At 63.0% G+C, this 20,689-nt stretch carries 21 protein-coding genes; 9 read left to right on the forward strand and 12 right to left on the reverse strand.

Annotated features, from left to right (window positions below):
- Positions 1–89: 89 nt before the first annotated feature.
- The 6 genes from AC0L3I_RS17885 to AC0L3I_RS17910 form a co-directional block, all read right to left on the reverse strand.
- Positions 90–1,400, reverse strand: a complete 1,311-nt coding sequence (locus AC0L3I_RS17885) for a hemolysin family protein (RefSeq protein WP_473489038.1) — start codon at positions 1,398–1,400, stop codon at positions 90–92.
- A 101-nt stretch (positions 1,401–1,501) separates the two neighbouring features.
- On the reverse strand, positions 1,502–1,648 hold the full coding sequence (locus tag AC0L3I_RS17890; protein ID WP_473489036.1) for a hypothetical protein: 147 nt from the start codon (positions 1,646–1,648) through the stop codon (positions 1,502–1,504).
- Between the two features lie 32 nt (positions 1,649–1,680).
- Entirely contained in the window at positions 1,681–2,388 is a 708-nt protein-coding gene (locus AC0L3I_RS17895) for an LssY C-terminal domain-containing protein (RefSeq protein WP_473489035.1), read from the reverse strand.
- Between the two features lie 89 nt (positions 2,389–2,477).
- Positions 2,478–3,278 (reverse strand): extensin-like domain-containing protein, encoded by an 801-nt coding sequence (locus AC0L3I_RS17900; RefSeq protein ID WP_473489034.1) that lies wholly within the window; start codon positions 3,276–3,278, stop codon positions 2,478–2,480.
- A gap of 201 nt (positions 3,279–3,479) precedes the next feature.
- A complete protein-coding gene (locus tag AC0L3I_RS17905) occupies positions 3,480–4,448 on the reverse strand; it encodes an extensin-like domain-containing protein (RefSeq protein WP_473489033.1) in 969 nt (322 codons plus the stop codon).
- 125 nt (positions 4,449–4,573) lie between these two features.
- Entirely contained in the window at positions 4,574–4,999 is a 426-nt protein-coding gene (locus AC0L3I_RS17910) for a DUF3775 domain-containing protein (RefSeq protein ID WP_095491539.1), read from the reverse strand.
- A 196-nt stretch (positions 5,000–5,195) separates the two neighbouring features.
- On the opposite strand from AC0L3I_RS17910, the gene AC0L3I_RS17915 reads away from it, so the two are divergent.
- Complete coding sequence (locus AC0L3I_RS17915; RefSeq protein ID WP_473489032.1) at positions 5,196–5,735, forward strand: tetratricopeptide repeat protein; 540 nt, start codon at positions 5,196–5,198, stop codon at positions 5,733–5,735.
- Between the two features lie 285 nt (positions 5,736–6,020).
- Positions 6,021–6,494, forward strand: a complete 474-nt coding sequence (greA, locus tag AC0L3I_RS17920; protein ID WP_095491538.1) for a transcription elongation factor GreA — start codon at positions 6,021–6,023, stop codon at positions 6,492–6,494.
- Positions 6,495–6,755: 261 nt separating this feature from the next.
- On the opposite strand, the gene waaC is transcribed toward greA, so the two are convergent.
- From waaC to rfaD, 3 genes are read right to left on the reverse strand one after another with little or no spacing between them, the layout of a single operon-like run.
- Positions 6,756–7,742 carry a lipopolysaccharide heptosyltransferase I gene (waaC, locus tag AC0L3I_RS17925; RefSeq protein WP_473527749.1) on the reverse strand — a complete coding sequence of 329 codons (987 nt, stop codon included), beginning with the start codon at positions 7,740–7,742 and terminating at the stop codon, positions 6,756–6,758.
- On the reverse strand, positions 7,739–8,746 hold the full coding sequence (gene waaF / locus AC0L3I_RS17930; RefSeq protein ID WP_473489030.1) for a lipopolysaccharide heptosyltransferase II: 1,008 nt from the start codon (positions 8,744–8,746) through the stop codon (positions 7,739–7,741). The genes waaC and waaF overlap by 4 nt, the downstream gene beginning before the upstream one ends.
- Positions 8,719–9,669: an ADP-glyceromanno-heptose 6-epimerase gene (rfaD, locus tag AC0L3I_RS17935; protein ID WP_473527750.1), complete on the reverse strand. Its 951-nt coding sequence runs from the start codon at positions 9,667–9,669 to the stop codon at positions 8,719–8,721. Before rfaD ends, waaF begins: the two co-directional genes overlap by 28 nt.
- A 166-nt stretch (positions 9,670–9,835) precedes the next feature.
- Here rfaD and AC0L3I_RS17940 point away from each other — a divergent pair, with 166 nt between their 5' ends.
- The 4 genes from AC0L3I_RS17940 to AC0L3I_RS17955 all read left to right on the forward strand — a co-directional run bounded on the left by AC0L3I_RS17940 (position 9,836) and on the right by AC0L3I_RS17955 (position 13,348).
- Entirely contained in the window at positions 9,836–10,468 is a 633-nt protein-coding gene (locus AC0L3I_RS17940) for a LysE family translocator (protein ID WP_123148399.1), read from the forward strand.
- Positions 10,469–10,619: 151 nt separating this feature from the next.
- A complete protein-coding gene (rfaE1, locus tag AC0L3I_RS17945; RefSeq protein ID WP_473489028.1) occupies positions 10,620–12,110 on the forward strand; it encodes a D-glycero-beta-D-manno-heptose-7-phosphate kinase in 1,491 nt (496 codons plus the stop codon).
- 7 nt (positions 12,111–12,117) lie between these two features.
- On the forward strand, positions 12,118–12,690 hold the full coding sequence (locus AC0L3I_RS17950) for a D-sedoheptulose-7-phosphate isomerase (RefSeq protein ID WP_095491532.1): 573 nt from the start codon (positions 12,118–12,120) through the stop codon (positions 12,688–12,690).
- On the forward strand, positions 12,683–13,348 hold the full coding sequence (locus AC0L3I_RS17955; protein WP_473527751.1) for a D-glycero-alpha-D-manno-heptose-1,7-bisphosphate 7-phosphatase: 666 nt from the start codon (positions 12,683–12,685) through the stop codon (positions 13,346–13,348). Before AC0L3I_RS17950 ends, AC0L3I_RS17955 begins: the two co-directional genes overlap by 8 nt.
- Here the strand turns inward: AC0L3I_RS17955 and AC0L3I_RS17960 are convergent.
- Positions 13,345–13,830: an Lrp/AsnC family transcriptional regulator gene (locus tag AC0L3I_RS17960; RefSeq protein ID WP_095491530.1), complete on the reverse strand. Its 486-nt coding sequence runs from the start codon at positions 13,828–13,830 to the stop codon at positions 13,345–13,347. The genes AC0L3I_RS17955 and AC0L3I_RS17960 overlap by 4 nt on opposite strands.
- A gap of 258 nt (positions 13,831–14,088) precedes the next feature.
- Between AC0L3I_RS17960 and trxB the strand changes: the two genes are divergently transcribed.
- Positions 14,089–15,063 carry a thioredoxin-disulfide reductase gene (trxB, locus tag AC0L3I_RS17965; protein WP_473527752.1) on the forward strand — a complete coding sequence of 325 codons (975 nt, stop codon included), beginning with the start codon at positions 14,089–14,091 and terminating at the stop codon, positions 15,061–15,063.
- A 72-nt stretch (positions 15,064–15,135) separates the two neighbouring features.
- Entirely contained in the window at positions 15,136–16,032 is an 897-nt protein-coding gene (locus tag AC0L3I_RS17970) for a LysR family transcriptional regulator (RefSeq protein WP_023799796.1), read from the forward strand.
- A 301-nt stretch (positions 16,033–16,333) separates the two neighbouring features.
- Here AC0L3I_RS17970 and AC0L3I_RS17975 read toward each other — a convergent pair whose 3' ends face one another.
- Both AC0L3I_RS17975 and AC0L3I_RS17980 read right to left on the reverse strand, forming a co-directional pair.
- Entirely contained in the window at positions 16,334–16,831 is a 498-nt protein-coding gene (locus tag AC0L3I_RS17975; RefSeq protein WP_473527753.1) for a methyltransferase family protein, read from the reverse strand.
- A 991-nt stretch (positions 16,832–17,822) separates the two neighbouring features.
- Positions 17,823–19,874 (reverse strand): elongation factor G, encoded by a 2,052-nt coding sequence (locus AC0L3I_RS17980; protein ID WP_473489025.1) that lies wholly within the window; start codon positions 19,872–19,874, stop codon positions 17,823–17,825.
- A 353-nt stretch (positions 19,875–20,227) separates the two neighbouring features.
- Here AC0L3I_RS17980 and AC0L3I_RS17985 point away from each other — a divergent pair, with 353 nt between their 5' ends.
- A complete protein-coding gene (locus AC0L3I_RS17985; protein ID WP_292180536.1) occupies positions 20,228–20,635 on the forward strand; it encodes a (R)-mandelonitrile lyase in 408 nt (135 codons plus the stop codon).
- Positions 20,636–20,689 lie beyond the last annotated feature (54 nt).

Below are 20,689 nucleotides of genomic sequence, written 5' to 3' on the forward strand. Positions count from 1 at the left end.
GTCCAGATGCAGGCTCTTTCAGTTGAGATCAGCGCTCGATCGAGGCGAAACGGACCGTTCCGTGGTGCCTCTTCACCTCGACACGCTTGTCACCGCACGATTTCGCGGTGACCGCCGGGCAGGCGGGTAGCGATGAGCTTGTCGATGCGGCGGCCGTCGAGGTCGACGACCTCGAAGCGCCAGCCCTGCGCATCCACGCATTCGCCGGTCGTCGGCAGATGGTGCATGTGCGACAGCACGTAACCGGCGACGGTCTCGTAGTCGCGGTTCTCGGGCAGGTCGATGCCGAGAACGTCCGCCATCTCGTCGGCCTGCATGTAGCCGGCGAGCAGCCATGAGCCGTCCTCGCGCTTGACGGCGTTTTCCTCATCACCGGCGTCGAGGTCCGCCCGGAAGACGCCGGTGATGGCTTCCAATATGTCCGCAGGGGTGACGATGCCTTCGAAATGGCCGTATTCGTCATGGACCAGCGCCATCGGCACGTTGGACTCCTTGAGTGTCGAAAGGACATCCAGCGCGTCGGCCTGGTCATGGACAATGGGAGCGGTGCGCACGTGCCGGCGCGGGTCGAGTGCGCGACCGCCAAGCATCGCGGCCAGCACGTCGCGGGTCTGGACGACGCCGATCATGGCGTCGACACTGCCATCGCCGGCTGGCAGGCGCGAATGCTGGGTCTCCATCAGGAGTTTGCGGATCGCCGTGTCGTCGGACTCCAGGTTGATCCAGTCGACCTCGGTGCGCGGCGTCATCACCGCGCGGACGGCGCGGTCGCCGAGCCGCATGACGCCGGCGATCATGCGCCGCTCGTCGGATTCGATGGTGCCGTGATGCTCGGCCTCGGCGACCAGCATCTTGATCTCCTCGTCGGTGACCTTCTCCTCGCTTTCACCGCGTTGGCCGAGCAGCCACAGCATAGCGCGGCCGGAAATGTCGAGCAGGAAGACCAGCGGCGCCGAGACGGTGGCGAGGATGATCATCGCCGGAGCAACCTTGGCGGCGACGCGTTCGGGATCGCGCAGCGCGATCTGCTTGGGCACCAGTTCGCCGATGACGAGTGAGAAGTAGGTGATGAGGGCGACGACGATGCCGACGCCGATCGGGTCGGCAAGGCTTTCGCGGACGCCGGCCGATGCCAGGAACACGGACAGCCGCTCGCCGAGCGTGGCGCCGGAAAAGGCGCCGGATAAAACACCGACCAGAGTGATGCCGATCTGCACCGACGACAGGAATTTGCCGGGATTGGAGCCGAGCGCCAAGGCGCGGCCGGCGCCCTTGACATCGCGGTCGATCATCGCCCTGAGGCGGGCCGGCCGTGACGAGACGATGGCAAGTTCGGACATTGCCAGAAGGCCGTTCACGCAGATGAGGGCGGCCACGATGGCGATTTCAGCATAGAGCATGCGGGGTCAATAGCATTGCGGCGCGGTCTTCGAAAATAGATCGCCATCATTTTTCATGCCGGTTTCATGCAGCATCCCATGGCGGCGACGAAAAATGATGATCAAGGCGTCGACGCGACGCCGACCTTTGGCGTCAGGCTGCGCGTCACCGGCCAGATGGCGTGCACGACGATGTCTTCGACGAGACACTCCGACAGGACCGTCTCGAGTTCGCTGCTCTGTTTCGACCAGGTGTCGCAGACGTTCAAGCATCTGGAGATAGAACCGTTTCGTCTTGCGCCTACGGCAACTGCAGCAGCACGCCCACTACCGCCTTGCCGTCGGTGAAATAGTGGTCGCCACCGCCATTGCGCCCGGTCTTTGTCGCGCCGATGCCTGCGATTTCGTCGGTCGAGATCAGCATGCCTGCGGCAGACAGGTCGCGGATCAGGAAATCGCGCTCGGCGTCGATGTCGGGAGCGATATGGTGAGTGATCGCGCCGGTGTCGTGGCTGAGGCCAACGCCGCGATCGAAGCTTGCCGACCCCAGCCAGAGCGGCCGGCCATCGTCTCCGGTCGCCTCGGTCTGCCAAAAGCGGACGTGATGACGCCGGTCGGCACTGTCGCCGACCGGCTTCTCGAAGGCCAGATCCTGTGCACGGCCTTCGAATAACAACCGGCTGACCGGCGCGTCGGGATAGGGCCGATCGAACAGCACGCTTTCGCCGATCTCAATGGCGGTCTTCAGCGTGAGGGCGTCGGCCGTGTCCCACCCGGCGACGGCGAAGGCGTGGACCAGCTCTTTTTTGGTGCCGACGAGGCCGACATTGATCGGGTCGCCCGCAATACCCTGCGGCGTGTGCGTCAGCATCGCGAAGCGCTGCGTACGGAAATTGCGGTCCCTCAGGGTCCAGAATTCCGGCGCGGCGAAATAGGCGAGCACGAGATAGCCGGCACAGAACGCCACCAGCCAGATCGTTGCGCGTCGTCGAAGGCTTCGTCGGCTCACGAGATACCACCCAGGCGATACGGCATCACCTTATATGGCGTCATTCTACGCGGCGGCGCAGACCTTGGGCAGTGGGCATGCGCTCGGGTTCAGCGGCAGGCGCGGTAGCCGTTCCTGCGGTTCTTGATGTCGAAATGGAAGTGGTTGCGGTGGTCGTAATTGTAGCCGGGGCCGAGCACAGTGGTGAAATACTGGCAGCCGTCAGCACGCACAGTGTTGAGGAAGCCGCGCGTGCGGAAGGCGAACAGGCCGGGCTTGCGCACGTCGATATCTTTGCCATTGCCGAGCTCGATGCTCATGACGTCCAGCGCGTTGCCCTTGCCGTGCTCCGACAGCACGCCTTCGCCGGCGATCCTGCGGCAGGAATAGCTCGATCCCTGGCGAATGGTCTTGACGCCGGAGAAATAACGCCAGCGGGCGGAGGGGACCAGTTCATTCCTGGTCCAGCCGGCGAAGGTGGCGGCCATGTCGCAGGTCAGCGTCGCGGCAGGCTTCATTCCGACGCTGCCGATGGCCGAGATCTTGACCGGATAGTCGATGCCGCACTGGCCTTCGCGGATCGGCGCAAGATCGGTGTAGACGACGCCCAGGCGTTTCAGTTCGTTGCGGCAGTCGACCTCGCTGGCCGGCATCTGTTCGGTCGGCGCCATCGGCTCGTCCATGCGCGGATAGGCGGCGGTCATGTATGGGTTGGACGGGACGAGGCGCTGCATCCCCGCGTAGTTCGGAACGGCCGATGTCTGGCTGCCGACATCGACGGCCGGTTCAAGCGAAAGCACGCTGCCGGTGGTGCAGGCCGAGATCGCTGTGATGGCAAGGCCGCCGGCAATCATGCGCGCGCGTCTGGTTTGCCGCACGGCGACGAACGCGGCGCGAATTATCCCGGCCATCGACAAGATCCCTGTCCCCAAGCCTGATCCCGATCAGGCTCTGTCTCATCGTTTGATCATGATCTTTCTCCGAAAACCGGATCCGGCTTTTCGGGATCATGATCAGACGAGACGGAGATTAACCGCCAAGAGTAAAGGAAAAATCAGCGGCCGCGTTTACGGCTGCGGCCAAATTGCGGCGCGCGGCGGTCTGGGACCATATCACTGGCAGAAGGTGCCGCCGTTGCGGCGCGGTGCGAGATCGAGATGGAGATGCAGTGAATGATCCGCATCGCTGCCCGGGCCGAGCACGGTCTTGAACGGTCCGCAGGCTGCCTTGCGTACTGCGTTCAGGAATTTCGCCTCCTTTTCCGGCGGCGCCGGGCCGATGTCGATCCTCCTGCCGTCCGAAAGCGTGAAGCTGGCGATGTCAAGCGCGTTGCCGAAGGCGTGCTCCGACAATTTCCCTCCGCCATTGCGTCGTCGGCAGACGAAGGCGGATGCCTGGCCGACCGACTTGAGATTGGCGCCGAGCTCGGCCTTGGCCGCCGGCTGGATGATATTCGCAGCGAAGCGCGCGGCGGCCTCGGCCATCTGGCAGTTCAGCTCGGCTTCGGGGTTGATATCCAATGACTTGCCCAGCGTCTTCAGCGCGATCGGATAGGGGATAGAGCAGCCGACCGCCGCATCGTGCTCGGCTTTGCGTTCCTCGAAGTCGACGCCCATCGACTTCAGCCGCCTGCGGCAGGCAAGTTCCTCGTCCGGCATTTTTTCCTGCGGGACAAAGGTCGAGCGCGGGTCGGGAGGGATCTCTTTCTGCTGCGCTTGCGCCGGCTTCTCCGGTGGTTTCGGGGCGGTGGCCGGCGGTTCCGCCTCGGCGGGCTTTTCGCTCGGCGTTGGAGCGATTGCCGGCGGCTCCGGCCGGGCTTCCTGATGCTGGTCCGACTTCTGCTGGTCCATTTTGTCGGTGGCGGGTTGATCAGCCTCTGGCGCATCCGCAGGGCGCGGCTCGGGGATCGGCACGTCGGCAGGTGCGGCTCCTTGCGCTGATTGCGAGCGATTGAGCTCCGGGACGGGCACGGTATCAGGCAATTCCGGAGCTTGGGCCAGGGCCGCTCCTGCCGACAGCATCGCCGCCGCCAAGGGCAGCGCCAATTTGGTCAATCCGGCCAATCTGGTCAATCCGGCCAATCTGATAAATCCGGCCATCTGATGAATAAGAGAGGGGTCAGCGCCGCCATTTGCCGTAAACGGCGGGCGAATGCGGAAGTTGCCTGAACGAGGGTTTTGGCCGATCACGAACGGTAACCGCCGCGTTACGCACCGATCGCTTCCAGCCCTTCCTCCAGCCAGTCGGCCAAGAGCGGCATGCCGAGCAGATATTTCGCCGTGCGCTTGTTGGCGCGCTCGCGCGCGGCCGTCAGCGCGTCCGCCCATTCCGAGGCGTCATAGTCACCGCGTCCGACCCAGGCGAGGGCGACGAGTTCGGCCGCCTCGTCGACATTGAGGTCGTTGATCAGTTCGCGCAGTTCTTCTTCGGTGAGGTCTTCGGAACTTTCCTCGACGAGACCGTCATGATGATGGTTGTCATGCGCCTCGCCATCGAGTTCTACCTCGTGCTCGGCGCCATCGGCATAGTCTTCGTTGACGGCAGCGCTCAACGCCTTCGCCTTGAGGATGAATAGGCGCACCGTGTCGGGACCGATCGAAAGCTCCCATTCCTTTTCAAGGCGCCGCTGCACTGGCCGTCTCCGCATACTCCGTTGCCGTTTGCTGGATGATAGCGAATTTGCAGCGCTCGTCACGTCATGTTCGGCGCTTCTATTTTCCGCTGGCGCGGATCGTTAAAAAAGCTTTCAGTGGCCATGACTTTTTTCCGGGATGAAATGGCTTTTGCCCGGCGTTTATCTTGCATTGTCATGCTTCAAGGAGGGTTCGATGCGCAGACGATTGCTGATCCAGGTTCTGGCGGTTGCCGCCCTGCCGCTGTTTGCTGTTCCAGTGTTTTCGGCCGGTGAAGGTGGAGGCGGTGGCGATGGCAGCCAGACGACACAGTGCAAGAAAGGCATGGTCTGGGACAAGAAGCTGAAGAAATGCGTGGCACCCAAGCAAGGCATGCTGGACGACGACAACATCTATGAAGCCGGCCGCGCGCTGGCGATGGCCGGACGTTATGACGAGGCGATCGTCGTACTCAGCCTGGCTGCGGACAAGAAAGACCCTCGCATCCTCAACTATCTCGGCTACTCGCATCGCCATTCCGGACGTGTCACCGTCGGCCTCGGCTATTACGAGGAAGCGCTGCGCATCGATCCTGATTACACGCTGGTACGTGAATATCTCGGCGAGGCGCATCTGCAGATCGGCGATCTCGACGGTGCCCAGGAACAGCTCCGCGAGATCGAGAAGCGCACCGGCAAGGGATCTCGTGAATACGGCATGCTGTCTGAGCAGATAGACCGTTTCACGAAGAGCTGATTTGAAGCCCAAACACTCCTCACACCGGCTGTGAGCAATCGCAGCCGGTTTTTTGTTTGCCGCTCGCCCTGCCTGCCGCGCGGCCGTTACGGCATTTCTACAAATGGCGCGTGAATTTTTCAAAACTGATTTTTTGGCGTGAAAAACCCACGAAGATTGCTATATTGGGGGAAATTGCGGTGACACGGTTCCGTTAGCCCGAGGCTGCCGGACCGTTTTCTTTTTGTACCCATCGACAAGGTCGCTCCCGGAATGCGGGGGCGGCGGCAGGAAAGGTCAGGCATCATGAACAAGGTCCCGATGACAGGCGAGGGGTTCGCGTCATTGAAGGAAGAACTGCGCTGGCGCCAGCAGGAAGAGCGGCCGCGCATCATCGAAGCGATCTCCGAAGCGCGCTCGCATGGCGATCTTTCCGAAAATGCCGAGTACCACGCGGCGAAAGAGGCGCACAGCCTCAATGAGGGCCGCGTCAACGAGCTTGAGGACTTCATCGCCCGGGCCGAAGTGATCGACATCACCAAGCTCAGCGGCGAAAAGGTCAAGTTCGGCGCGACCGTGGTGCTGGTCGACGAGGACACGGAAGAGAAGAAGACCTACCAGATCGTCGGCGACCAGGAAGCGGACGTGAAGTCCGGCCGCATCTCGATCTCCTCGCCGATCGCGCGGGCGCTGATCGGCAAGGAAGTCGGCGATGCGATCGAGGTCAACGCGCCAGGCGGTGCACGGGGCTATGAGATCGTCCAGGTGCAGTTCATTTAGGGTAAAGCGGGCAGGATTGTTCCTGAATCGCGCTGTTTTAACCCGACGATTGCGCTGCCCCTCATCGCCCTGCCGGGCACTTCTCCCCGTATAGTGACGGGGAGAAGGACGCCGTCACCGACGGTTTCGCCAATTGTCAGCGTTGCAGATAGGCGCCGAGTTCGCGTCCAGCCCCCTTCTCCCCGTCACTATACGGGGAGAAGGTGCCGGCAGGCGGATGAGGGGCGGCGCCGGCCTTTCCATTTGGATTGATTCAATAAATCAACGCCTTCCGGCTGCCAGATCATGCACGTGGCGCTCCAGCAACTTCTCTGCCTCAGCCAACACCTCCTCAGGCGTAACGCGGCCGCCGGGCGCGGCCAGCAGCGTTGACGAGAACGGTCCGCGCGGGCCGGTCAGGCCGGGTTCTGTCGCCAGAAACACGGCGACCGTCGGCAGGCCGAAGGCGCTGGCGAGGTGGGTGAGGCCGGTGTCGGCGCCGATGACCAGCGCCGACCGGCCGATGATCGCGGCGATCTCAGAAAGCAGTGATTTCGGCACCAGCACGGTTTGCGGGACGGCCTCGGCGATCGCCTCGGCAACCGCCTTTTCACTGTCGTTAGACCAGGTGGTGACCGGCGTCATTCCTCTTTCCACGAGAAGCCGGGCAGTTTCGATCCAGTCGCTGACCGGCCATTTCTTGTCCTCGCGGCTGGTGCCGTGCAGCAGGAAGGCGGTTTTTTCGCCGACAAAGGTCGAACCGCCGGCCGGCGGCACGATGCCGGACTCGAGCCCGGAAAAATCCGTTTCATAGCCGAGCGCCAGCCCGAACAGCCGCCTGGTGCGTTCGATGGCGTGCAGATCGCGCGGCACAGCATAGCGCCGGTCGTAGAACAAAGTCGCCGAAGGCTCGCGGGCGCTCGACCGGTCGAAGCCGGCGATCGGCGCCGCAGCCAGTTTTGCCACCAGGGCCGACTTCAGCAATCCTTGCGCTTCGATGACGAGATCGTAGCGGCAATCTCGCAAGGCGCTGCGCAGTGGCGCCGCCTCGCGCCATGTGCTGCGGCCGAGCGGGCTTGTGCGCCAGCGCCGGATCGCCACGGTGTGAATGGTTGCGATCGCCGGATGCAGCGCCACGATGCCGGCAAAAGCCTCTTCCACACACCAGTCGAACGACACATCCGGCTGGTTGCGGCGCGCATCCTCGACGGCCGGAAAGGTGTGGATTACGTCACCCATCGAGGATGTCTTGACGATGAGCACCTTCATGCGGCGGCCGGCAGTTCCAGCAGCCGTTCCGCTGCTGCCGCGACCTGTGCCACCTCAAGCGTGTTCAGGCAGTTGAGATGGCCGAGCGGACAGATCTTCCGGTGGCAGGGCGAACAGGACAGGCCGAGCCAGACCAGTTCGCGCTGCTCGGTGAGTGGCGGCGTATTCTGCGGCGAGGTTGAGCCGTAGACGGCTACGATCGGCGTGCCGACCGCGGCGGCGACATGCATCAGCCCACTATCGTTCGACACCGCAAGCCTGGCCGCGGCGATCAGGTCGATGGCGTCCTCCAGCCGCGTCTGGCCGGCGAGGTCGACAACGCCTGGGGCAAGCGTGGCGATTTCCGCCGTAACGTCGGCGTCGTTCTTCGATCCGAACAGCGCGACCTCAAAACCTTTCGCCATCATGTCGAGGGCAAGGCTGGCATAGCGTTCGCTCGGCCAGCGCTTGGCCGGGCCGAATTCGGCGCCGGGCATCAGCGCGACGAATTTTTCCGCCTCCAGCCCGAAGCGACCCAGCAATGCCGCCTGGTTTTTCGTGTCGACAGCGAGCTTGGGAGCACGGAACGTGCCCCCTTGCGCGAGGCCGAAATAGGCCTGCGCCGTGCGCCGTTTCACATTGTCGGGCAAGGGGACGATATCGGTCAGCAGCCCGTAGCGCATTTCCTTGAGATGGCCGACGCGGCGCGGAATGCGGGCAAAGAACGGGACAAGCGCCGACTTCCAGCTTCCAGGCATGACATAGGCGATGTCGTAGTGGCCGCGCAGCCGTCGGCCGAAGCGCCTGCGGATGCGGAATTCCAGCGCGCCGGATTTCAGCGGCAGATCGATCTGCTGGCGTATTTCGGGCATGCGCTTGACCAGTGGCGCCGCCCATGCCGGGGCCAGCACGTCGATCGCGGCGTTCGGGTGAAGCTCTCTCAGCGCCGAGAACAGGCACTGCGCCATCACCATGTCGCCCACCCAGCGTGGGCCGATCACGAGGATCGCTGGGCTTTCAGCCATTCGACATAGTCTCTGACGCCGGTTTCCACTGTGCGGAACTGACCATTGTAACCGGCGGCGCGCAACCGGGACATATCAGCTTGCGTAAAACTCTGGTAGCTGCCCTTGAGGTGGTCTGGGAAGTCGATGAACTCGATCTCGCCTTTGCCCAGCGTGCCGATCACCGTTTCGGCAATGGCGCGGAACGGCTGGGCACGGCCGGTGCCGCAGTTGAAGATGCCGCTTGAGCCCCGTTTCCACAACCACAGGTTGACGTCGGCAACGTCGCCGACATGGATGAAATCGCGGCTCTGCTCGCCAGGTCCAAAACCGTCATAGGCGCCGAACAGTTTCGGGTTCTGGCCTTGCTCGACTTGGTTGAACAGGTGGAAGGCGACCGAGGCCATGGTGCCCTTGTGCGCCTCGCGTGGCCCATAGACGTTGAAATAGCGCAGGCCCGCCACCGGCGAATGGTCGGTATCGAAGACGGTGCGGCGGACGTAGTCGTCGAACAGCTTCTTTGAATAGGCATAGACATTGAGCGGGCGTTCGCATTCCGGCTCCTCGCGAAACTCGGCTCCGCCGCCATAGACCGAGGCTGAGGAGGCATAGAGGAAAGGCACCCGCAGCGCCAGGCAGGCATGCAGCAGCCGCTTCGAATAAGCGTAGTTCACCTCCATCATGAACTTGCCGTTCCATTCGGTGGTGGTCGAGCAGGCGCCCTGGTGGAAGACGGCCTCGATGCGGCCGAGGTCTCCGGCCTCCATCCGCGGCAGGAAATCGTCCTTGTCGAGGTAATCGGCGATCTGCAGGTCGGCGAGATTGGTGATCTTGTGGCCGTCGGTCAGGTCGTCGACGACGAGGATGTCGCTGATCCCTTCGGCGTTAAGGGCGGCGACGATGTTGGAGCCGATCATGCCGGCGCCGCCCGTGACGATGATCATGAAAGCCTCTGGTATCTTGTGCCGATTCCGGCCCTTATAGGGGAGGCTGGCGGGGCTGTCGATAAAGCAGGTCGCAATCCGGCGGCTGGGTGAGCGTCACAGTGCCGCCGCAAAGCTTTCGCTTCAGTCGGCGATCCACCGGCGAAGCGCGACAGGAGCAAGGATAATGCCGTCGACCGAACTGCTTATCGCCTTCTTCGCCACCACGGCGATCTTCGCCTACATTCCCGGTCCGGCGATGCTTTACGCTGCTGCGCAAACCATGGCGCGCGGCCGCTGGTCCGGCCTGACGGCGGCGTTGGGGATCCATCTTGGCGGCTATGTGCACGTCGTCGCCGCCGCTGCCGGGTTGTCCGTGCTTTTCCACGCCGTACCGACGCTCTACATCGCAGTCAAGCTGGCTGGCGCGCTCTATCTGATCTGGCTGGGTGTGTCGCTGTTCCGCGCCAGGGCGCAAGACGATACTGTTATCTCAGGCATTGAGCCGAAATCCGCCAGCCGCGCCTTTTTCGAGAGTATCACCGTCGAGGTGCTCAATCCCAAGACTGCAATCTTCTTCATGGCGTTCCTGCCGCAATTCATCGACGCGTCGGCGACGTTTCCCGTCTGGCTCCAATTCCTCGTCCTCGGGACGATCGTCAATCTGATGTTCTCCTCGGCGGATGTCATGTGCGTGGTGCTGGCGGGTGCGCTGATCACCAGGCTACGGCGTTCGAGCCACGCACAGCGCCTCATGCGGCGTGCGGGCGGTGCGGTGCTCGTCGGATTGGGCGTCCATGTGGCTTTGCAGAAAAGCTGATCCGCCAACCGGCGATGGCTGTGGGCCGTTCGGTGGCTGCCGTTGCGCTGAGCCGAATTGCGGTATATCGGCTTCGCCATGAACGATCAGCCCTGCCAGTCCAGCGTTTTCACAGCATCGGGACCGGCTCTCATTGCACGTCGCGGATGACATGAGCGAGCAATACCTGCCTTCTCCCGAACCCCTTCACCGCGCCATCTCGCGGTTCGGCAACGTCACGGTGCTGGTGGTCGGCGACTTCATCCGCGACCGTTTCGTCAACGGCGTCATCGAGCGGATTTCGCCGGAAGCGCCCATTCCGGTGCTGCGCGGGCGTGGCGAAACGTCGGCGATGGGCGGCGCCGGCAATGTCGTCGCCAACATCGTCTCGCTCGGCGCTGCCGCGATACCGGTCTCGGTGATCGGCGCCGATCAGGCCGGCGACAATCTCATGCGCATGCTCGCCGAGTTTGGTGTCGACACTGGCGGCCTCGCGCAGGATGCGAACCGCATGACGTCGTCGAAAAGCCGGTTCAGTGCGCTCAACCAGCAGGTGCTGCGCTTCGACGAAGAGGAAATCAAGCCGCTGGGCGACGCTGAGCGGGCAACGCTGGTCCGGCATTTCCGCGCCGCGCTCGCGCAAGCCGACATCGTTATCCTGTCCGACTACGGCAAGGGCATATTGCTCGACGGCATCGCCGGCGAGCTGATCTCGATCTGCCGCGAGGCGGGAAGGCCGGTTCTGGTCGATCCCAAGGGTCGCGACTATGCTTGCTATGCCGGGGCGACGGCGATCACGCCCAATCGCAAGGAACTTGGCGAGGCGGTTGGACGCGTGGTGTTTGCCGATGACGAGATCGTGGCCGCGGCGCGTGAGCTGATCTCGGCACACGGCTTCGATTTCGTGGTCGCGACGCGCAGCGAAAAGGGCATGAGCGTCGTCGGCGCGGACGATGCCCGCCACATTGCCACGCAGGCGCGGGAAGTGTTCGACGTTTCCGGCGCCGGCGACACTGTCATTGCGACGTTTGCGTTAGCTCTTGCCGCGGGCGCCGACCGCATCATGGCCGCCGCCATCGCCAACGCGGCGGGCGGCGTGGTGGTGGGAAAGCGCGGTACCGCGCGGCTGACGGTCGAAGAGCTTACCGGGGCGCTGTTTCGCTCGCATGGACCGATTGCCCACAAGGATGCAATTCTCGATGCCGCTGCCGCTGCACGGCTGGTGGCGACGTGGAAGGACGAAGGCCTGAGCGTCGGTTTCACCAATGGCTGCTTCGATATCCTTCACGCCGGCCATGTCAGCCTTTTGCATGCGGCGCGCAGCCAATGCGACCGGCTGGTTCTCGGCCTCAACAGCGATGCCTCGGTGCGCCGGCTGAAAGGGCCAGGGCGCCCGGTCAACGACGAGCATGACCGGGCCTGCGTGCTGGCGGCGCTTGCCTCGGTCGATGCCGTCGTCGTCTTCGAGGAGGACACGCCGCTCGCGCTGATCGAGGCGCTCAAGCCCGACATACTGGTCAAGGGCGCCGACTACACGATCGATCAGGTGGTCGGCGCCGAAATCGTGCAAAAGGCGGGCGGCCGCGTCGTGCTGGTCGATCTCGTCGCCGGCAAGAGCACCACCGGCACCATCGGCAAGTTGCGCGCCGGCAGTACAAACTGAGGGTTTCATGTCCGAACTGAACGAATACCTGGTCCGCTCGGCGGCCGCGATCACCGCGATGGTCGAGCGCGACCTCACCGGCGAGATGGAGCGGGCGGTTACCGCCGTCGTCGCCGCGCTTTCGCACGGCAAGGCGCTGCTGATCTGCGGCAATGGCGGCTCGGCCAGCGATGCCATCCATATCGCCGGTGAACTGGTCGGCCGCTTCCTGAAGGAGCGCAAGGCCTACAACGTCATCGCGCTGCCGGCCAATGCGGCGGTGCTGACCGCGTGGGGCAATGATTACGGCTTCGACACGGTGTTTTCACGCCAGGTCGAGGCGCATGGCTCTGCTGGTGCCGTGCTGCTCGCCATCTCGACCAGCGGCAACTCGGCCAGCATCCTTGCCGCTGCCGAGCAGGCGCGCACGATGGACATGACGGTGATCAGCCTGACCGGCGACACCGGCGGCAAGCTCAAGCCGCTCTCCGACATCCTGCTCAACGTGCCCTCGACCTCGACGCCGATCATCCAGCAGGGGCATCTGTGCCTCTATCATCATCTGTGCGAAATGGTCGAAGCGCGCCTCTGTGATGGCTGATAGGGACGCTGTCAGGACCTCGCAGCCGTACCCGCTCGAAGAGCCGGGCCTGTGGGTCGAGCGGATTGGTACCTCGGTTTTTGCAGCTGGCAGGCCGGCGCTGTTTCTCGACCGGGACGGCACCATGAATGTCGATAGCGGTTATCCCAGCGATCCGGCTGACATCGTGCTGCGGCCGGCGATGCTGCCGGTGATCCGAACGGCCAACATCGTAGGCCTTCCTGCGATCGTGGTCTCCAACCAATCAGGTATAGCCCGCGGCTATTTCGGCTGGCCGGAGTTCGCCGCAGTCAATGCTCGGCTGCTGACACTTCTCGAAGCACAGAATTGCCGGATCGATCTGGTGCTCGCCTGCGCCTACCATTCGAGCGGGACGGGTGAACTGGCAGTAGGCGATCATCCGATGCGCAAGCCCAATCCGGGCATGCTTCTGCGCGCCCGCGATCTGCTGGGCGTGGATATCAGCCGGTCAATCATCGTCGGCGACAAGGCCGATGACATGGAGGCCGGACGGCGAGCCGGGCTATGGGAGGGCTGGTTGGTGCACGGCAGATCCAATCGGACTTCTAGCGATGGCATGTTCACGACGCGCAAACTGACGACCGGTAACGATCACAGCAAACTCTGCGACGCCATCGCCGAATTCGGCCGGGATTAGATTCTCACTTCGCTGAAAGCCACCAGGCCCTCGTCCTTGACGCGACGGATGGTCAGTGCCGTCCGCACCGTGTCGACATTCGGCGCCGAGGCCAGTTCCTCGATGACGAAGGTCTGGAAGGCGCCGAGGTCGCTCGCCACGCAATGCAGCAAAAAGTCGGATTCGCCCGACACCATCCAGGCGTCGCGAACGATCGGCCAACCGCGGGTGCGTTCGGCGAAGGTTTTCAGCTCCGCGTCGGCCTGGTGATGCAGGCCGATAAGGCAGAAGGCGACGACATCCAGGCCGAGCGCCGGCGCATTGAGCAAGGCGCGATAGCCGCGGATGATGCCGGTCTCTTCCAACCGCCTGACGCGACGCAGGCATGGCGGCGCCGAAATGCCGACGCGGCCGGACAGCTCGACATTGGTCATGCGCCCGTCTTGCTGCAGCTCGCGCAGGATTTTCCAGTCGATGGCATCGAGATCGGCTTTGAGCGGCATGGATACCTTCGGCGCTTCACGCAAGAATCTTTCGTAATTTTGTAATTAAACGACTTTGGTGTCCATTCCATCCCTTCAGTCGCTGATTTTCGGACAGTCGCCGCGCAAGATGTTCATGGATCGTCTGTTTGCGGGCAAGCTTTCCGGGGACGAAGGCCAGGTCGTCTTGCTGGCGTCGCCTGCAACACCTAGATTAGGGCCGATATCGAACCCTGTGCCGGACGCTTCATTCGCGTCCGGTTTTGTGAAAGCCCGTCCATGATCACCAAGCACGCACCCGTTCTCATCATCGGTTCCGGCCCCGCCGGCTATACGGCGGCAATCTACGCCGCCCGCGCCATGCTGAAGCCGATGCTGGTCGCCGGGCTGCAGCAGGGCGGCCAGCTGGTGATCACCACCGACGTCGAAAACTATCCGGGCTTCGCCGATCCGATCCAGGGTCCGTGGCTGATGGAACAAATGTTGAAGCAGGCCGAGCATGTCGGCACCGACGTCATCAATGACATCATCACCGAAGTCGACCTCAATGTGCGGCCGTTCCGTGCCAAGGGCGATTCCGGCACCACCTATACCGCCGACGCGCTGATCATCGCCACCGGTGCGCAGGCGAAATGGCTGGGCATCCCGAGCGAACAGACCTTCATGGGCTTCGGCGTATCGGCCTGCGCCACCTGCGACGGCTTCTTCTATCGCGGCAAGGATGTCGCGGTGATCGGCGGCGGCAATTCGGCGGTGGAGGAGGCGCTCTACCTTTCCAACCTGGCAAAGAGCGTGACGGTCATCCACCGGCGCAGCGACTTCCGCGCCGAGCGCATCCTTAGCGAGCGGCTGTTCAAGAAGGACAATATCCGCGTCATCTGGGACACCGTCGTCGACGAGATCACCGGCCAGTCCGGCAAGACGCCGCTGCCGCCGTCGGTGGAAGGGCTGAAGCTGCGCAATGTGGTGACCGGCCAGGAGATGCATCTGACGGTCGACGGCGTGTTCGTGGCGATCGGCCATGCGCCGGCAGTCGAGCTGTTCGCCGGCAAGCTGAAGCAGAGGCCGAACGGCTATCTGTGGACGGCGCCGGATTCGACCTGCACCGACGTGCCGGGCGTGTTCGCCGCCGGCGACGTGACCGACGACATCTACCGCCAGGCGGTGACGGCGGCGGGGCTCGGCTGCATGGCCGCGCTCGAGGCGGAAAAGTACCTCGCCGGGATCGAAGTTCACCGCGAAGCGGCGGAGTAAGGAAGCGGCCGAGAAAAGCCGCGCAAAAGCCTGATTTTTCATTCAGACGCCAGAAAACAGAACGGGGGCATCATGGCGTTGGACTGGGACAAGCTACGCGTGTTTCACGCTGCGGCGGAAGCTGGGTCGTTCACCCATGCCGCCGAGACACTGCATCTGTCGCAATCGGCGATCTCGCGGCAGGTCAGCGCGCTCGAACATGACGTCGGCGTGCCGCTGTTCAATCGCCATGCCCGCGGCCTGGTGTTGACCGAGCAGGGTGAGATGCTGTTCCGCACGGCGCATGACGTGCTGATGAAGCTGGAGACGATCAAATCGCGGCTGACCGAGGCCAAGGACCGGCCCTCCGGCGTGCTCAGGGTGACGACCACGGTGGGGCTCGGTGCCGGCTGGCTGACCGAGCGCGTGCAGGAATTCATCGAGCTCTATCCTGAGATTAGCCTGCAGTTGATCCTGGCGAACGAGGAACTCGACCTCACCATGCGCCGAGCGGATTGCGCGATCCGGCTGCGCCAGCCGCAGCAGCCCGATCTCATCCAGCGCCGCCTGTTCACCGTGCATTTCCATCTCTACGCCGCTCCTTCTTACGTCAACAAGTATGGCAAGCCGGCGTCGATCGCCGAGTTGAAGAGCCATCGCATCGTCACCTTCGGCGTGCCGGTGCCGGCGCATTTGTCGGAATTGAACTGGCTGGAAACGGTCGGCGATTTCGAAGGCGGGCAAAGGGTGCCGACGCTGCAGATCAACGACATATTGTCGATCAAGCGCGCGGTTCAGGGTGGTGCCGGCATCGCCATGCTGCCCGACTATGTGGTCAGCAAGGACTCAGGGCTGGTGCAGTTGCTGCCGGAGACCGAAGTGCCGTCCTTCGACACCTATTTCGCTTATCCCGATGCGATGAAGAACCAGGCGAAACTGCACGTCTTCCGCGATTTTATCATCGCCAAGGCGCGCAGCTGGTCGTTCTAAAGCGCGTCGCGTTTGAACGGATACATGCGACGCGCTTAGGTTCTTGTCATTATGCATGTCGTTATCCCAAAACCGCTGCGCCCCTCGGGTCAAGCCCTGGGTCAAGCCCGAGGGCAAGCTTTTGGGCGACACGCATTAGGGTATGTCGATATTCAGGTGATGCCGGCCTGCGAACGGCTGATACCTGCGCTTCCGGTACTTACGGACCCTTGTCCGCTCCGTTCCGTTTCTCGGAACCCACCATTCTCGACTCGGCCTGACCTGAACACACCCTGAAACGGCGCCATCTCCGCTTTCCGGCTCACCCGCGCCATGGCGTCAGGCGGGGCAGCCAGCCGGGGACGGCGCGGCGGTAGGCCTCGTAGTCGGCGCCATAGCGCCGAGCAAGCGTCGGTTCCTCATAGAACTTCACGAAGGAGACCATGGCGATGGCGGCGATAGCGGCATAGGCGACGAGAGCCCAGCTCGAAAACAGCAGCGCCTGGCCAAGGATGATCGCCAGCACCGCCACATACATCGGGTTGCGGACATGGCGGTAGATGCCGCCGACAACCAGTCGCTCGGTTGGCGCGACCGGGGCGGGCGTGCCCCGGCCTTCGAGGGAAAAACGGGCGAAAGCATGAAACAGCAAGGCCGCTGCGACGACAATCAGGACCCAGCCGACGGGGACCAAGCCGGGCAGTGTCGACCATGGCAGACGATAGCGATCGGTCAACAGCCAGGGCAGCAATCCCGCGACCACGCCGGGCGCTGCGATGAAGAATAGCGCGCTGCCGGCGATCGCCTGACGTGTCCTCATCGAGGCTTCCTTCTAAAGCGCGTCGCGTCTGGAGGATTCAAAGGGATTCATGCGACGCGCTTTCAGTTCTTGTTTTTATGCATGTCGTTGTCCCAAAACCGCTGCGCACCCTCGGGTCGGGCCCCAGGGTCGGGCGCCAGGGTCGGGCCCGAGGGCATGCTTTTGGGCGACATGCATTAGAGCGGCGTGCGCCCGCTTGGACGCACAAATACGCTTTAGCACTTTGGATCTGCGCACCGTGCTTTCCGAACATCGATGCCAATTTTCGGGCCGATGCGCGGCTGCTGCAAAAATAAACGCGTGCTGCCTGATTCGACGTCATTCGTTGTTTCTGCATTCCGGGCCGAGAATTGGCTCTGATCCGCTATTTCGCGATGGTTTTTGCCTGGCTGTGCACCGCATTTCGACGATTCTGCTGGTCCTACGGGGCCAAGGAATGGGTTAGACCACAGCCTGTGTCATTTTGCATGCGTGTGTTGCAAAATAGATGCTTGTTTCTTGGGCATGATGAGCACATATATAGGTCATCTCCTGGGCGCGTTCTCCTCCCATTAGCGCCCTCGAGTGTTCCCCTCTGGAGGTTAGCCTTAACAGGCACTTCCAATCAAACTCAGCCGGATCTTCATTGATCCGGCTTTTTTGTTGCCTGAAATCTGCTGGTGCCCAGGGAAAGCCGACCGAAATTGTCACGTAACAGTGACATGTAACCTCAGGTAACATATCCCAGGCGCCCAACATCGACTAAGCAGATCATAGGACGCGGTGTGGTTCGTGCGGGAGATGGGGGCATCACTCGGACGATCCGGGCTCAGGCGGCTACCGCGTCCGAACCATTCTTCCGCTGAGGCCGTCAGGCGGCTGGCGGCATGTGCGGCGGACCTGCCGTTTTCGCCTCCCACGAAGACGGTCCGCAAGGAAACGGCGTCCGGATCACTCCGGACGCCGTTTCCCTGTGTTCTGCAGCCTGCGATACTGGCGTCAAAATCCAGTATCAGGCGGCCTTGCCATTGGCGTTCAACGCCTCATCGGCCAGGCGACCGGTGAGTTCGGCCATATGGTCGAAGGTGGCACGATAGCTGGCAACGCCCGCGGTGGCCGAACGCAACTCGATGATCAGGTCGCCGATCTCGGCCTGCGGCATGGTCGCCTCGACGACATCCCATCCCGGCCAGCCGGGCCGCGCATCGTAGCCGAGGATCTGGCCGCGCCGCTGCGGGATCAGGGCGATGATCCTCGACGTGGCGTCGGACGGCGTGACGATCTCGACCTTCATGATAGGTTCGAGCAGCACTGGCGAGCAGGCGGCCATGCCTTCCTTCATCGCCAGCTTCGCCGCCATCTGGAAGGCCATGTCCGACGAATCGACGGCATGATAGGAGCCGTCGGACAGGTTGACCGCGACATCGACCACCGGAAAGCCGAGCGGGCCGGATTTCAGATAATCACGCACGCCGGTCTCGACCGACTGGATATAGGTTTTCGGCACGGCGCCGCCGGTGATGGTGTCGGTGAACTGGAAGCCGGAGCCGCGCGGCAGCGGCTTGATCTCGATGACCACGTCGCCGAACTGGCCATGGCCGCCCGACTGCTTCTTGTGGCGGCCACGCTGCTGCGCCGTTTTGCGGATCGTCTCGCGATAAGGCACGGCCGGCGGATGGCCTTCGACCGGGATCTGGTTCTTGCCTTCCAGCCGCTCGCGCACGACGCGCAGATGCATCTCGCCATGGCCCGACAGCACGGTTTCGGCCGAATCCTGATTGTGGCGCAGGCTGAGCGAGGGATCTTCTTCGGCAAGGCGCTGGATGGCCGCGGACATCTTCACCTCGTCCTTGCGTTCCTTCGGCCGCAGCGCGAAGGCGAAGACCGGTTGCGGCGGCGCCAGCGTCACCAGCGGCTTGATGCCGCCCTTGGCCGAGCTCAGCGTCTGACCGGTCGTGACGTCGTCCAGCTTGCCGAGCGCGACCGTGTCGCCGACCTTGGCCGAGGTGAGCTTGGTCTGGTCCTTGCCGAGCATCCTGTAGATGCCGGAGACCTTTGCCGTGGCGCCATTCGAAAGGAACAGCTCGGAGGCGTCGGCAAGCTGGCCGGACAGGATGCGCGAGACCGACAGCTTGCCGCCATGCGCAGTATGGATGGTCTTCATCACCTGGACTACGGTCGTATTGCCGTCAGGTGCACCGAGGCGCTTGCGCGTTGCTTCAACATCAGGCGCGTCGTGGCGGATCGTCTTTAGAAGCCGCAGCACACCATTGCCCTTCTCGGCGGTGCCGATCAGCACCGGCGTCACCGCGCCGTCACGCAGGTCGGCGGCGAGGTCGTCGAAGATCGCGTCCTTCGGCGGCTCGATCTCTTCGAGGAGCTGCTCCATCAACTGGTCGTCATGGTCGGCAAGTGTCTCCAGCATGGAAAAGCGCGCCTCCAGCTCGCGCGCCTTGTCGTCGCTGGGAATCTGGGCGGCCTCGCTTTCGGCATATTCGCGATAGATGTAGGCGCGCTCCAGAGCGAGATCGATCGAGCCGATGACGACACCGTTCTTGCGCAGCGGAATCTGGCGAAGCAGCAACGGCGCCGAGCTTGCCGGCTGCAGCATCTTCAGCGTGTCGCGCACGCCTGATATCGCCTTATCGACCTTGTTGAGGAACATGATGCGCGGCACGCCGAGATCGTCGAGCTTGCGCATGATCAGCTGCAGGGCAGGGATCTTCTTCGCGTCGGCTTCAGCGACGACCACGGCGATGTCGCAGGCGGCAAGCACCGGCTCTGCCTCGAAAGAGAATTCGATGGAACCGGGACAATCGACGAAGGTGAGTTGCTCGTCCATGAATTCGGTGGTCGCAAAGGTCGCCTCGACGCTCATGGCGTGGGCGCGTGCCTCGGGCGAATGATCGGAAACGGTATTTCCCGAGGAAACGGGATTCTGGCGGGGAATGGCGCCCGTGCGGGCCAATATGGCTTCGAGAAGTGTCGTCTTACCGCTTGCAAAGGGACCGACTATGGCAATGCATTTCGGTCCCGTGCGTCGTCCTCCGGCGCGAGTTCCCATGACTGACCTCCACTCAGGCGTTTCCCTGGGAGCGGCGGCCGGCCTGTCGACCGTCGCGGGCGGGGCTTTTTTCAGTTTGCCACCTACCCAAAGGCATCGTCCCACGGGTTAGCCGGGAGGGCAAGTGATTTGAGAATCGGAGGATCGCCTGATGTCGCGGATGTTGAGCCGTGATCGGCGAAGCCGTTGGATGCGAGCCTAGCCTCCTATCAAATCCCGCGACAGAGCCCGTCGCCGAACAGCCGCAAAAGCGGTTGCGCCATGATGGTTATCGGACGAAAGTGCCTGCTTCTTGCGACAAAAAGGAACGGCCGTCGCCGACCGATCCGCCATCAGCTTGAGGACTCGCGACGATGAAAATCATTGCCTGCGGCAGCGTGCCGACCGTCATTGCGCCGGAAAAGTACTTCACCGGACGTGTGTGGCAGACGCCGATCATCGAGAAGGAAGCGCCAGCGCGCCTGCGCGCCATCATCGTCAGTTTCGAGCCCGGCGCGCGTACCCATTGGCATACGCATCCGCTGGGCCAGACGCTCTATGTCATATCAGGCGCCGGCCTCGCGCAAAGCTGGGGCGAGCCGGTACAGGCGATCAGGGCCGGCGACGTCATTTCGTTCGCGCCTGATGAAAAGCACTGGCATGGCGCCGGCCCGAAATCGGCGATGGCGCATATCGCCATGCAGGAGGCGCTCGACGGCGTCCATGCCGACTGGCTGGAGACGGTGACAGACGAGCAGTATGGCGGCGTTGATCGGACCTAAAAGCGCGTGGCGTCCGATCATTAGAGGATTTTCCATACTCAGGTTTGGAGTCGA

The organism is Mesorhizobium sp. WSM4840 (assembly GCF_055811755.1).

Coding starts and splice junctions, on each gene's coding strand:
- greA (WP_095491538.1), top strand. CDS start 6,021: ATGAACAAGGTCCCGATGACAGGCGAGGGGTTCGCGTCATTGAAGGAA.
- AC0L3I_RS17970 (WP_023799796.1), top strand. CDS start 15,136: ATGGCGTTGGACTGGGACAAGCTACGCGTGTTTCACGCTGCGGCGGAA.
- AC0L3I_RS17955 (WP_473527751.1), top strand. CDS start 12,683: ATGGCTGATAGGGACGCTGTCAGGACCTCGCAGCCGTACCCGCTCGAA.
- AC0L3I_RS17985 (WP_292180536.1), top strand. CDS start 20,228: ATGAAAATCATTGCCTGCGGCAGCGTGCCGACCGTCATTGCGCCGGAA.
- AC0L3I_RS17960 (WP_095491530.1), bottom strand. CDS start 13,830: ATGCCGCTCAAAGCCGATCTCGATGCCATCGACTGGAAAATCCTGCGC.
- rfaD (WP_473527750.1), bottom strand. CDS start 9,669: ATGATCATCGTCACGGGCGGCGCCGGCATGATCGGCTCCAACATCGTC.
- AC0L3I_RS17885 (WP_473489038.1), bottom strand. CDS start 1,400: ATGCTCTATGCTGAAATCGCCATCGTGGCCGCCCTCATCTGCGTGAAC.
- AC0L3I_RS17900 (WP_473489034.1), bottom strand. CDS start 3,278: ATGGCCGGGATAATTCGCGCCGCGTTCGTCGCCGTGCGGCAAACCAGA.
- trxB (WP_473527752.1), top strand. CDS start 14,089: ATGATCACCAAGCACGCACCCGTTCTCATCATCGGTTCCGGCCCCGCC.
- AC0L3I_RS17950 (WP_095491532.1), top strand. CDS start 12,118: ATGTCCGAACTGAACGAATACCTGGTCCGCTCGGCGGCCGCGATCACC.
- rfaE1 (WP_473489028.1), top strand. CDS start 10,620: ATGAGCGAGCAATACCTGCCTTCTCCCGAACCCCTTCACCGCGCCATC.
- AC0L3I_RS17940 (WP_123148399.1), top strand. CDS start 9,836: ATGCCGTCGACCGAACTGCTTATCGCCTTCTTCGCCACCACGGCGATC.
- waaC (WP_473527749.1), bottom strand. CDS start 7,742: ATGAAGGTGCTCATCGTCAAGACATCCTCGATGGGTGACGTAATCCAC.
- AC0L3I_RS17980 (WP_473489025.1), bottom strand. CDS start 19,874: ATGGGAACTCGCGCCGGAGGACGACGCACGGGACCGAAATGCATTGCC.
- AC0L3I_RS17975 (WP_473527753.1), bottom strand. CDS start 16,831: ATGAGGACACGTCAGGCGATCGCCGGCAGCGCGCTATTCTTCATCGCA.
- AC0L3I_RS17915 (WP_473489032.1), top strand. CDS start 5,196: ATGCGCAGACGATTGCTGATCCAGGTTCTGGCGGTTGCCGCCCTGCCG.
- waaF (WP_473489030.1), bottom strand. CDS start 8,746: ATGGCTGAAAGCCCAGCGATCCTCGTGATCGGCCCACGCTGGGTGGGC.